Here is a 13,007-nt window from a genome sequence, read left to right as displayed (position 1 = left end):
TGGCTTTTTTTTATGAAAAAATTACAAAAAGGAGATCAAAAATTATTAAATGCTTGGGCTTTTTTCGATTGGGCAAACTCGGTATATACCTTAACAATTGCGTCTTCTATATTCCCATTGTTTTATGGCTTTATCTATCCTAATAAAGAGGAGTTGATAGGCTTTTTTCAACTAAAACCAACCGTTTTAGTATCTGCTGTAACAGCATTTACATTTCTTGTGGTGGCTTTTTTATCGCCTTTACTATCCGGAATTGCAGATTACGTAGGTAATAAAAAAATATTCATGAAAATCTTTTGCTACATAGGTAGCATAGGTTGTATAGGCTTATTTTGGTTTAGTAAGGAATACATTAATTTAAGTATGTTGTTTTATTTTATGGGCTTAATAGGATATTGGGGAAGTCTAGTATTCTATAATTCTTATTTGCCAGATATTGCCTTTCCAGAACAACAAGATAAAATAAGTGCCAAAGGTTTTAGTCTTGGCTATATGGGAAGCGTTATCCTTTTAGTTATTAATTTAGTAATGGTAATGAGTGTTGAAGGAGAAGCAGCGCTTACAATGATGCGCTATTCTTTTATAACCGTTGGTTTATGGTGGATAATATTTAGCCAATACACATTTTATATATTACCTAAAGGAGTGTCTACAGGACATAAAGTAACTAAAGCTGTTCTTTTTAATGGATTTAAAGAGCTTAAAGAAGTGTGGAAAGAATTAAAACAAAACAAGCGTTTAAAACGTTATTTAAATGCGTTTTTTGTTTTTAGTATGGCTGTACAAACTATAATGTTAATGGCTGTTTATTTTGGAGAGAAAGAAATAGCATGGGCAAATAACGATGAGAAAACAATGGGTTTAATTGCTAGTATTTTAGTTATTCAAGTGGTTGCTATACTAGGTGCTTTTTTAACTTCAAGAGCATCTGCTAAATTTGGAAACATTAAAACACTTATTGTTATTAATGCTTTTTGGATGTTTTTATGCTTCTATGCTTATTTTATGATAACACCAGTTCAATTTTATATAGCAGCAGGTATGGTAGGTTTTGTAATGGGAGGAGTACAATCGTTAGCACGTTCTACTTATTCTAAGTTTTTACCAGAAACAGAAGATACTACTTCTTATTTTAGTTTCTACGACGTTGCAGAGAAAATAGGTATAGTAATAGGGATGACCATTTTTGCAATAGTAGATCAAGTAAGTACCATGCGAAATGCAATTCTATTTTTATTCGTCTTCTTTTTTATTGGCATTATTTTACTTTTTAGAGTGCCTAAAGAGGAGGTTTCAGAATAAGTTTTCGTTCCTTATATTTGCGCAATAAATAATTTAATATATTATAAATGAAGAAATTTAAGTTAGCCTCAGTTTTTATACTTTCAATTTTATTTTCTACTTTTTATTCTTGTCAAAATGAACCTTTAGATAGTGCTTTTGTGGGTGTAGACGGTTCTGTAGGTTCAGGAGCAGGAAATGGAGGAACAAACAATCAAACAGGTATGTTTAAAGTAGATTTTGATGGACAAACCTATATAGCAGATGTTGTTGCTGCAACAGTTTTAGATGATGCAATAAATATTACTGGACTTAGAGGTAGTAATGGAGAAGCAGTTATAGTTACTATTACAGAAAATAATGGAGTTGGTACCTATCAATTAGGAGTAACTAATGGTGTACAGGCAAATGCAGTTGCTTATTCCGAAGCAAATAACACAGGATTTGGTACATGGATTGCTGCAACTACAGATGGTACAGTATCTCAAGGAGAAGTAATTATAACAGAGATTGATGCTGTAAATGAAAAAATATCAGGTACTTTTTCTTTTACAGGAAACAATTTAAGTCTTACACCAGCCGAAACTAAAGAGTTTACAAATGGTGTATTTTCTAACGTGTCTTACGCGGCTGATTTATCTACTCCAAATGGAAATGAATTTTTTGCTAAGATTGATGGGTCTGAGTTTGTAGAAGATACTGTATTTGGAATTCAAACTAGTCTTGCAGGATTTACAACTATAGGTATTACTGCTACAAAAAACAATTTAGAAAGTATAGGTTTTTCTTTACCAGCAGATATTACTACTGGAACTTATAACTTTAGTTTTGGTTCATTAGATGATGCAACGGCTCAATATAATGTTGGAATGAATGAAAACACCATTGGAGATGGAACAATTACAATTTCGTCTCATAATACAACAGATAAGAGAATTATTGCAACTTTTGAGTTTGTAGCTTCACCATTTATTGGTACCGGAAATAGCTATAATATTACTGAAGGTAGTTTTGATATAACTTATCAATAAAAAATATAGTTATAATAAAAAAGCCACTTTTCTATAATTAGAAAAGTGGCTTTTTTAGTTTTAGAATAGATTTTATATTCAACACTAGCAGAATTTGATGTAAATATTCTAGTCTAAAAAATAGATTTTAATAGTTGAAAGCTCTTTTCTATTCAATAATTAGCACAGTCCATATCTTATTCGTTTTATAGAGCGTTTAAAGATGTTATCGCAGATTAGCGTAATATTCCTTATGTTTGTTGTATAAATATTTATTATGAAAAAATTAGCCTTACCATTTTTAATGTTATTCTTATCAATGTCACTATTTACATGTGATAACGAACCATTAGAATCAAGTTTACAACCTCAAGGGCAAACAGAAAATTTAGACTGTTTAGCAGCAACACAATCATACATTACAGCAGTTACAGCATTTGCTGATTGGGATGGTAATGTAGGTACAGAATATACAGTTTTATGTAATGCTTACGCTTCATCGTTACAAGGTATTATAGATAATTGTGGAGATCCAAGTGGAAGCTTTCAAGCGATATTAACAACTTTAGGAGACTGTAGTGAGCCACTAGATCCAGATACTTGTGAAACTGCAATTGCAAACTCTGCTATTGCCGAAGCTAATTTAAATAATGCCACAAGCGATATGTATGCACAGTTTTGTAATGCATATGTACTAGCATTACAAGAACAAATAGTAATTTGTGGTGATGCAGATGGATCTATTCAAGTTACTATAGACGGTTTAGGAGATTGTTCGGAAACAGTACCAAATGCAGATATCGTTGGAACATGGTTATTAACAGCTTGGAATGGTGATGCTATAGACCTTAATAATGATGGTGATGAAAATATTAACTTTTTAGACGAAATGGATTGTTATACAAACGAAACATTAGTTTTTAACTCAGACAATACTGGTACAGCAATGAGTACTTCTTATGCAACCTTTACATTTGAAATAGAAGCTGGAACAACAAACTCTTATATTTACACTATAGAATGTGAAGATGAAATAGAAAATTCTAACTTTACATGGACGCAAAATGGAAACATAGTATCTATTACAGATACTGCAACGTCTGACGTTTCAGATTGGGCCATAAATGGCAATGATTTATCTACCGATATACCTAGTGGGTTTATTGCTTTCGATAGTGATGATTTCACGGTAGTAGTAACTCAAGATTTAACTTTTGTATACGAGAAACAATAGTTTATAATTTAACAACAAAAAAGCCACTTTTCTAACTATAGAAAAGTGACTTTTTTAATTTTTGCTAATTGCTAATTGCTAATTGCTAATTGCTAATTGCTAATTGCTAATTGCTAATTGCTAATTGCTAATTGCTAATTGCTAATACTACCAGAACCAGTAACCTTAGTATCTTCATGTTTTGGATTACCTTTATATTCAATATCTCCAGAACCTGTAACTCTTGCGTTTAAATCTCCATTACAAACAATTTCTACATCTCCAGAACCAATTACTTTTGCATCTACATCTATTGCATCTAAACCATAGCCATGGAAATCTCCAGAACCTGTTACGCTAGCCTTTAAATCTTTAGTCTTACCTTTTAGAGTTAAATCTCCAGAACCTTTTACAGAGCCTTCAATATCATTAGCTTCTATGTCTAAAACAATATCTCCAGAACCAGCAACTCTTGCTGTAAAGTTATTAGCAACAATTTTATCTTTACTTATAACATCTCCAGAACCAGATAAGCTTACGTAGTCTATATCCTTAAAAGGAATAGTAATTGTGATAGTTTTATTAAAACTAGTTTTTAAGCTAATATTGTTTTCAGTTTTAATTTTAAGGGTATTGCCTTCAACTTCAACAATAATGTATTCTAATAAGTTGCTTTCTCCTTTAATTTTAATTTCACCTTCTTTTCCTTTTACTAGTACAAAGTCCATCCATCCAGCACATTTAATTGCGTCGTAGTCTGATGTTGATCGTGTAATAGTAGTTACGTTTCCATTACCTTTTATTTTCTTGCTTCCCCAAAATTGTGCATGAGCAAAAGAGAAACTTAATAATGCGATAGCTATTAATAGCGTGTTTTTTGATGTATTCATGATTGTTTTTTTTAATGATTATTTTGATTGATTTTTTTTAATTCTGATAAAAAGTGACACTACCATATTCTGAATTTACCTTTACTAAACTTCCAGAGTTTTGTGTGTTATGGTAGCCAGTATAATAGCGGTCTGAAGATTCTACTCGTTTTTTAACAAAGTTGAAACTATCGTCACTATCTTTTAAAGAACCATATTCTAATTCTATATCAAAATCGAAAGCTAATAGTGGATCGTAACCAATTTTTATACCTACATAATCGCTATCTATAGAAACGTTTTTTAAGCTCTTTTGCAGTTTGGTTATTTTAATAGAACCATAATCTGCAGTGATATCTAAGTTTTTATATACATCACCAATTAAAACGGTTAAATAGTCACCATTACCTTTAAGGTTATTTACTTTGTCTATAGTAATGCCTCCATAATCGCAATTGTAGGTTACATTTTCGGCAACTTCCACTTTAGACTTTGTGTAGTCTGCAATAATTTCAAGAGTATTAGCTTTAGAGACAGTAAACCCACTATAATCTGCATCAATTTTACCGCTTTTTATAAACTCGAAATAACAGTTGTTAGAGTAATCGAAACTAATAAGATTATTATCTGCCATTAATTCTTTAGTAGTAATTTTACCATAGTCGCAATTTAATTCTGCACGACCTTCAAGTTTTCCTATATTAATATTTCCATAATCATTACTAAGGTTAACATTATTGGTAATTGGTATTTTAATAATGTAATTAATTTTCATTTGCACAGTATTACTATCTGTCCAGCTCCACCAAGATTTACTCTTATTTTTACTAAACTTTGTAATAGCAGTAACTAAATCTTGAGATCCAGAGAAATCTACTGTAATACCATCTAATTTTTGTTGTACTTTTTCTTCATCATTACCAGTTGTAGTGATTACTATTTCAAAATCTATAGTATTACCGTCCCAAGTCACGATATCTAAATTTCCGTAGCTATTGTCTACTTTTAGAGTCGCATTATCATTAACATTAAATGTTTTTGTAATGGTTTTTTCCTTTTTGTATTTACCATCTTTATCATTGCTGTTACTTGCAAATAATACTAGAGGTAGTAGGAGTAAAATGGTGAATAACTTATATTGTTGTACTTGTTTCATTGTTGTTTTGTTTAAATGTTTTTATACCTTCTATGTTTTCTAATACAGATTTTAGAATGTTAATTCTATTTCCAAAATTATCGATCATGGCATGGATTACACGCTTATCGTTTCCGCTTTCTTTTAAGTCTAATTTTAATTGTTTGTATTGTGTTTCTAATGTTTCCATTTGCGTCATGGCATCTTCAATAAGTGCTTCGGTTTCTGGAGTACGCTCGCTATTAATTTTTTCTAATTCTTCAGCAATAACAGAGGTGAAGAAATTTTGGGTATTTGCCATTTCTGGAGATACGCTTGCTAAATCTTGAGTTTCTGTTTCTGCATTAAAACTAAAAGTCAATGTTATTAGCAATACTATAGAAGCTGCAACACCTAAAAAAGGTTTCCATAAATTTCTATTTGTTTTTGTTACAACAACATCTTGCGATTGCTGTTGTGCTTTTAATTTTTCTAAAAATCTATTTTCGTGACCATGGTTTGGCACTTCAACATCAAAATCATGTTGGATTTTTTCGAAAAGCTGATTTATGTTATCGTTTTTCATCTTTTAGTGTTTCCGCGAAAGCGTTAATCTTTTAATTATTTCTTATTAATAATACTTCGATTATTCTTAGTATTACACTTATGATTTAGCCAACTAAGGCTTGCATTTTTTTTCTTAAACTTTCTTTTGCTCTTGAAATGGTTGTACGACAATTAGCGCTCGATATTCTCATAATATCGCTTATCTCATCGTAATCAAAGCCTTCTATTAAATGAAGCGTTAAGGCCATACGGTAATTCTCTTTTAAGGTTTTCATGGTTTCCATTACTTGTTTAGCTTGTATGTTAGTAAACTCGTAATCTTCTGTAATTCCATCTGTATCTTCAACTTTATAAAGTACATCGTCTAGAGGTACTTCATTAAACTTAGTGCTCTTATTATAGTGGTAAATACTTCTGTTAATTACTATACGTTTAAGCCAAGCTCCAAAGGTTTTAATCTCTTTTAAAGTATCTAGTTTTGAAAACGCTAATAAAAAAGCGTCTTGCATAACATCTTCGGCTTCAAAACTATTTTTTACAATACGGTAGGCAGTGTTGTACATGGCTTTGTAGTACCTATTGTACAGTTCCAATTGCGCGAATTGGTTGTCGGTTTTACAAAGCTCCACGAGCTGTTCGATATTGTGGTTGGTTAATGTCAATTCTAATGGTTTGTTGTAGTAAAGATATAAGTTAAATGAGTTTGTTACAGTTTTATAAAAATTTATTTAAAAATTTTCTAAAACGGTAAGCTGACAGGTTATTATTAAAAAGAAGAGCGGGTTACTATTATAGTAAGCGCACAAGAGTAAGTAAAACTATTAACTAAAAGAGATTGGCATATTAATTGAAGTTTTACTAACAAATACAAATACTAGATTGTTTTTAACGCGCTAATAATCAATGTGTTTAGTTGTTTTAAGTACTAATTTTATAAAAAAAGCATTATTAACCTATTACTATTTGGTGACATAATGACGTAAATATACATATGAAGAAATCTAATTTTATTAGTCTAGACAGTTTGTCATTGCAGGATTTTGATGAGAATTCAGAGTTAATTCCATTAATGACACCAGAAGACGAAGAGAAAATAAACAAAGAAGAGTTACCAGAAACATTGCCAATTTTATCGTTGCGTAATACTGTTTTATTTCCTGGTGTTGTAATACCAATTACAGCAGGACGAGATAAGAGTATTAAATTAATAGACGATGCTAATAAAGGTAACAAAGTTATTGGTGTAGTGTCGCAAAAGGACGAAGCAGTAGAAGATCCAAAAGCAGGAGATATACATTTCGTTGGTACAGTTGCACGTATTCTTAAAGTACTTAAAATGCCAGATGGTAACACAACAGTTATTATTCAAGGTAAAAAACGTTTTAGTGTTGCAGAGGTTATTACAGAAGAGCCTTATATTAATGCTACAGTAAGAGAAGTACCAGAAGCAAAGCCAGCAAAAAAGAATAAAGAGTTTAAAGCGATTACAGATTCTATAAAAGAATTAGCGCTTCAAATTATAAAAGACAGCCCAAATATTCCTAGTGAAGCTTCTTTTGCTATTCAGAATATTGAAAGCGATTCGTTTTTAATAAACTTTGTATCGTCTAACATGAATCTTCCTGTAGAAGATAAACAAAAGCTTTTAGAGATAAACGATCTTAAAGAACGTGCTTTAGAAACTTTAAAGTTTATGAATATCGAACTTCAGAAATTGGAGTTAAAAAACGATATCCAATCAAAGGTTCAAAGCGATATGAACCAGCAGCAACGTGAGTATTTCTTAAATCAGCAAATGAAAACCATCCAAGAAGAACTTGGAGGTGGCAATGCAGAGGAGATGGAAGAAATGAAAACGCGTGCTAAGGGTAAAAAGTGGGACGATAATGTAAAAGAGCATTTTGAAAAGGAATTATCTAAAATGCAACGCATGAACCCGCAAGTTGCAGAATACTCAATACAACGTAACTATTTAGACTTGTTTCTAGATTTACCTTGGAATGAATTTAGTAAAGATAAATTCGATCTTAAACGCGCTAAAAAGATATTAGATAGAGATCATTATGGTTTAGACGATGTTAAAAAACGTATTATAGAATACTTAGCAGTATTAAAATTACGTAACGATATGAAATCGCCTATTCTTTGTCTTTATGGACCTCCAGGAGTTGGTAAAACATCTTTAGGAAAATCTATTGCAGAGGCTTTAGGTCGCGAATATGTTCGTGTGTCTTTAGGTGGTTTAAGAGACGAAGCCGAAATTAGAGGGCACCGTAAAACATATATTGGCGCAATGCCAGGACGTATTATACAGTCTTTAAAAAAGGCAGGAACATCTAATCCTGTGTTTGTATTAGATGAGATCGATAAATTATCTAATTCAAACCAAGGAGACCCATCTTCAGCTTTATTAGAGGTTTTAGATCCTGAACAAAATAGCGAGTTTCATGATAATTTCTTAGAAATGGGTTACGACCTGTCTAAGGTTTTATTTATAGCAACATCTAATAGTTTAGGAAACATACAACCTGCACTAAGAGATAGAATGGAGATTATAAATGTTACAGGTTATACTATTGAAGAGAAAGTAGAGATTGGTAAACGTCACTTACTACCAAAACAACTTAAAGAGCATGGTTTAGAGGATAAACATTTAAAGCTTGGCAAGCCACAAATGGAAAAAATAGTAGAAGGCTACACAAGAGAATCTGGAGTAAGAAGCTTAGAAAAACAAATTGCAAAAATGGTGCGTTATGCTGCCATGAATATTGCAATGGAAGAAGAGTACGACCTTAAAGTAACTAATGAGACGGTTATAAAAGTTTTAGGAGGACCAAAATTAGAACGCGATAAATACGAAAATAACGATGTTGCTGGAGTAGTAACTGGTTTAGCATGGACTAGAGTAGGAGGTGATATATTGTTTATAGAATCTATTTTATCTAAAGGGAAAGGTGTAATGTCTATTACAGGAAATTTAGGTAAAGTAATGAAAGAGTCTGCAACCATAGCTATGGAGTATATAAAAGCTAACGCGGAAGAATTTGATATTAATCCAGATATTTTCGATAAATATAATGTACATATTCACGTGCCAGAAGGAGCAACACCTAAAGATGGTCCAAGTGCAGGAGTTACTATGTTAACTTCTTTAGTATCTTTATTTACACAACGTAAAGTAAAAAAGAGTCTGGCAATGACTGGAGAAATTACACTTCGTGGGAAAGTTTTACCAGTTGGTGGAATAAAAGAAAAGATTTTGGCTGCAAAACGTGCAAGAATTAAAGAAATATTACTTTGTGAAGACAATAGAAGAGACATTGCCGAAATTAAGCAAGATTACTTAAAAGGCTTAACGTTTCATTATGTTACAGATATGAAAGATGTAGTAAAATATGCTATTACAAAGCAGAAAGTAAAAAACGCTAAAAAATTATAAAAATGAAAGCAATTGCAATTGGTTTATTCAGTTTATTATCATTAGGAGTTTTTGCTCAAGAAACTGATGAAGAATTTCTTCCTATTAACGTAGAAGGAAAAGAGGCATTTATGTCTACTAAAACAGGAGAATTTACCTTTCGTGAGCATGCAAAAACAGATCCAGCTCAATTAAGAACCACTGCAAGTGGAGTTGTTTACACAGATATTTCTAGCCACACCATTAAAAAAGGCGAAACATTATCTGCTGTAGCCAAGAAAAACGGTATTACTGTTTCAGAACTTAAAATGCATAATAAAGTAGCAACTTCAAACTTAAAGATTGGAAGTAAACTTAAAATTGTAAAAAAAGTACTGGTTAAATCCAGTAGTCCAGTTATTAGTTATGCAGGAGAAGAACAAATTATAGCTAAACTTCGTCCAGGTGAATCTCCTGGACAGTTTGCAGCTCCACCTTCAGTGGCAGAAATAGAGAGTAAAGTTATAGAGACTAAGAAGACTGAAGAGAAACCTTCGGCTACTGTATATAAAGCAGAAACAAGTGTTAAGAATCCTATTTTTGGATTAGATAATACTGATGATGCAGTAGAGGAAGAAGAGTCTTTAGATGATCTTTCTAGAGCTATTAAAGCTGAGGTTACAGAGGCGAAAACAGAGACAAAAGAAGAGATTGTTGTAGTTGAAACACCAAGGGCAGTAGTGAAAGTTGAATCTAAAAAAGATAAACTAGCAAGACTGAAAGCAGAAATGCAAGCCTTAGAAGCAGAATTAGACGAAGAAGAGCCTACAAAGGAAGTTATTACAGAAGTTGTAGAGGAAGTAAAAGTTACAGTAAAAGAAACAAAAAATGTTTCTGTTGTAGCTAATAAGTCTAATATAGCAGAGGTTAAAGCCATTGCGAAAATAAAAGAAGCTAATCCTGATGCAGAAATAGAAGAAACTGCTAGTGGAAGAAAAGTTATGGTTTTCGAAAACAAGCCAAAAGCTGATGAATCTACTGCTGAAAAAGCAAAAGAAGCAATAGCTTCAGTTAGAAAAACGGAGAAAAAAGTTGAGGTTGCTAAAGAAGAAGTATTAGCCGAAGAAAAGGAAGTCGCTTCCAAGAGTGATTCCGAAGAAAAGAAAACAGAAGCTACGTATTACACTGTAGTTAAAGGTAACTCTTTATGGTCTATTGCTAATAAACATGGTATGACTGTAGATGCTATAAAAAAGCTGAACAGCTTAAAGAACAATAACCTTGATATTGGTCAGAAATTAAAAGTGACTCCTAAAAAATAATTCAATTTAAATGAATAAAATAATTCTGGCACTTATGTGTCTATTAAGTATTAGTGCGTTTTCTCAAGAAAATATAGTAGATGTCATTATGGATGGTAAACCTGCTAAAATGAATACCACAACCGGTGTTTTTACTTTTACAAATGGTGCACCTAGTAATTACACTTCAAATAATTCTAATACTACACCATCTAGTTCTAGTGTAGCAGATGGAGCTACTCACATAGTAAGTAAAGGAGAAACGTTGTATTCTATTTCTAAGAAGTATGAAATTAGTATGGCTCAAATAAAAAGTTTAAATAATTTAGAGACTAATGTATTAAGTGTAAATCAAGAACTTAAAATTGGCTATAATGCTTCTGCAGAAATCAACGAAAACGCTCTGTATACTGTAGAAAAAGGAAATACACTGTATCAAATTGCAAGAGATGCTAATCTTTCGGTTAAAGAATTAAAGCAACTAAATAATTTAGAAAGTAACATTATTAGTATAGGTCAAGAGCTTAAATTAAAATAAAAAAGACAACGCTACGTTTTAAGATAGATTTAGTTACTTTTGCCACTTTATGCTTAAAAAAATTATCCCTTTTAGTTTTATCTTATTTAGCACCTTTTGCTTTGCGCAATTAGGTGGACAATCTACTTACCAATTTTTAAATTTAGTTTCTTCGCCAAGGCAAGCCGCTTTAGGTGGTAAGGTCTTAACTAATGTAGATTGGGATGTTACACAAGCAATTTATAATCCATCGGCTATTAATGTAGAAATGGATAACCAGTTTGCACTAAATTACACAAGTTATTTAGGTGGTATTAAATATGGTACTGCAGCTTATGCATATACTGTAGATAGACGTGTGCAAACATACCATGCAGGAGTTACTTATGTTAATTATGGCGATTTTGCAGGTTACGATGAAGAAGGAAACGAAACTAATGAGTTCTCAGGTTCCGAAATTGCATTATCCATTGGTTACGCAGCTCAAGTAGGTTATAGCGATTTTTATGTAGGAGCAAATTTAAAGCTTATAAATTCTAACTTAGAACAATACAACTCGTTTGGTGTTGCTACAGATTTAGCACTTATGTATAGAGACGAGCGTTTAGAGTTTCAAGGTACTTTAGTGGTTAGAAACTTAGGTACACAAATCACTACCTATGCTGGGAGACAAGAATCGTTACCTTTAGAAGTAGATATAGGTTTATCTCAAACCTTAGAAAATGTACCATTACGCTGGCATTTAACTTTCGAGAACTTACAACAATGGCCAATAGGAGAACCTAATCCTGCTAGAGCCACTACAGATTTAGAAGGCAACCAAGCACAAGAAAAAGTTGGTTTTTTATCTCAAGTAATAAGACACACCATACTAGGAGCAGAGCTGTTTCCTAATAAAGGGTTTAATGTGCGTTTAGGTTATAATTTTAGACGTGCAGAAGAATTGCGTATCGAAGACCAACGTAATTTCTCTGGCTTATCTGCTGGTTTCTCAGTAAAGCTTAACAAAATGCGCTTTAGCTATACTCATGCTAAATATACTGCTGCTGCAAATTCTAACTTCTTTGGGTTACAGATTGATTTGAGGTAGTTATTTACTTGACTTTACAAAAAAAATCAACTAACTTCGTTTAACGTCTGATATAAAACATTGAAACGATTGTATATCAACGAAACATTACCTGTAATTTGAAAACACCGAATGAAAACGAAAAAAGCGCACGAAATAAAACTTGGAGATGCAATAATGGTTGATAAAAAATATTTTGTTGTGGACTGGATTGACCCTGAATTTATTTCAAATGAAATTTCAGAATTATATGAAGATAATGATGAAAATATAAAATCAGAACATTGCTTTTATACCTTTGAAGATGGTTTGACCTTAAACTTTAAAGAAAATTCTGAATCCCGAACAATATCTGTCTCATTTGACCATCAATTTGAATATTTAGGAAATGTAAAACACGAAGACTATGAAAAAGGACTTTATAATCGAACCGTCAAACCTAGATTAAGATATGAGATTCTTAAAAGAGACAATTGGACTTGCCAAAGTTGTGGAAAAGGAATAAAACAAGGTGCAACTCTGCATATTGACCATATTATTCCAGTAGCAAAAGGTGGAAAAACGAAACGAGAAAACCTACAGACACTTTGTGATAAATGTAATTATGGGAAAGGTGGAAGATGAAAACTACAGGTAACAACGTATAAAAATAATTGCTACATTAATGCT

At 32.0% G+C, this 13,007-nt stretch carries 12 protein-coding genes; 8 read left to right on the top strand and 4 right to left on the bottom strand.

What is annotated here, in order from left to right; translation table 11 throughout:
• Positions 1-12 precede the first annotated feature (12 nt).
• The 3 genes from CW733_RS05680 (at position 13) to CW733_RS05670 (ending at position 3,525) form a co-directional block, all read left to right on the top strand.
• Positions 13-1,302, top strand: a complete 1,290-nt coding sequence (locus CW733_RS05680; protein WP_100996280.1) for an MFS transporter — start codon at positions 13-15, stop codon at positions 1,300-1,302.
• Between the two features lie 47 nt (positions 1,303-1,349).
• Positions 1,350-2,312, top strand: coding sequence for a DUF6252 family protein (locus CW733_RS05675; protein ID WP_100996279.1), 963 nt, complete (start codon positions 1,350-1,352; stop codon positions 2,310-2,312).
• 256 nt (positions 2,313-2,568) lie between these two features.
• Positions 2,569-3,525 carry a hypothetical protein gene (locus CW733_RS05670; RefSeq protein WP_100996278.1) on the top strand — a complete coding sequence of 319 codons (957 nt, stop codon included), beginning with the start codon at positions 2,569-2,571 and terminating at the stop codon, positions 3,523-3,525.
• A gap of 134 nt (positions 3,526-3,659) precedes the next feature.
• Here CW733_RS05670 and CW733_RS05665 read toward each other — a convergent pair whose 3' ends face one another.
• The 4 genes from CW733_RS05665 to CW733_RS05650 form a co-directional block, all read right to left on the bottom strand.
• Complete coding sequence (locus CW733_RS05665) at positions 3,660-4,394, bottom strand: head GIN domain-containing protein (protein WP_100996277.1); 735 nt, start codon at positions 4,392-4,394, stop codon at positions 3,660-3,662.
• Between the two features lie 37 nt (positions 4,395-4,431).
• Positions 4,432-5,529 (bottom strand): hypothetical protein, encoded by a 1,098-nt coding sequence (locus CW733_RS05660; protein WP_100996276.1) that lies wholly within the window; start codon positions 5,527-5,529, stop codon positions 4,432-4,434.
• The gene (locus CW733_RS05655; protein ID WP_100996275.1) at positions 5,507-6,073 is read right to left on the bottom strand and encodes a hypothetical protein; all 567 of its coding nucleotides are present in this window, start codon (positions 6,071-6,073) and stop codon (positions 5,507-5,509) included. Before CW733_RS05655 ends, CW733_RS05660 begins: the two co-directional genes overlap by 23 nt.
• An 85-nt stretch (positions 6,074-6,158) precedes the next feature.
• A complete protein-coding gene (locus CW733_RS05650) occupies positions 6,159-6,716 on the bottom strand; it encodes an RNA polymerase sigma factor (RefSeq protein WP_100996274.1) in 558 nt (185 codons plus the stop codon).
• A 329-nt stretch (positions 6,717-7,045) separates the two neighbouring features.
• On the opposite strand from CW733_RS05650, the gene lon reads away from it, so the two are divergent.
• The 5 genes from lon (at position 7,046) to CW733_RS05625 (ending at position 12,962) form a co-directional block, all read left to right on the top strand.
• Positions 7,046-9,493, top strand: a complete 2,448-nt coding sequence (gene lon / locus CW733_RS05645) for an endopeptidase La (RefSeq protein ID WP_100996273.1) — start codon at positions 7,046-7,048, stop codon at positions 9,491-9,493.
• 2 nt (positions 9,494-9,495) lie between these two features.
• Positions 9,496-10,773 carry a LysM peptidoglycan-binding domain-containing protein gene (locus tag CW733_RS05640; RefSeq protein ID WP_198520113.1) on the top strand — a complete coding sequence of 426 codons (1,278 nt, stop codon included), beginning with the start codon at positions 9,496-9,498 and terminating at the stop codon, positions 10,771-10,773.
• A gap of 10 nt (positions 10,774-10,783) precedes the next feature.
• Positions 10,784-11,290, top strand: coding sequence for a LysM peptidoglycan-binding domain-containing protein (locus CW733_RS05635; RefSeq protein ID WP_100996272.1), 507 nt, complete (start codon positions 10,784-10,786; stop codon positions 11,288-11,290).
• Between the two features lie 49 nt (positions 11,291-11,339).
• Positions 11,340-12,359 carry a type IX secretion system protein PorQ gene (gene porQ, locus CW733_RS05630; protein WP_100996271.1) on the top strand — a complete coding sequence of 340 codons (1,020 nt, stop codon included), beginning with the start codon at positions 11,340-11,342 and terminating at the stop codon, positions 12,357-12,359.
• Between the two features lie 111 nt (positions 12,360-12,470).
• Positions 12,471-12,962 (top strand): HNH endonuclease, encoded by a 492-nt coding sequence (locus tag CW733_RS05625; RefSeq protein WP_198520112.1) that lies wholly within the window; start codon positions 12,471-12,473, stop codon positions 12,960-12,962.
• Positions 12,963-13,007: the final 45 nt, after the last annotated feature.

The organism is Lacinutrix sp. Bg11-31 (genome assembly GCF_002831665.1).
Classification (GTDB): domain Bacteria; phylum Bacteroidota; class Bacteroidia; order Flavobacteriales; family Flavobacteriaceae; genus Lacinutrix.
The sequence above is the reverse complement of the archived record's forward strand: the minus strand, read 5'-3'. Positions and strand labels throughout refer to the sequence as shown.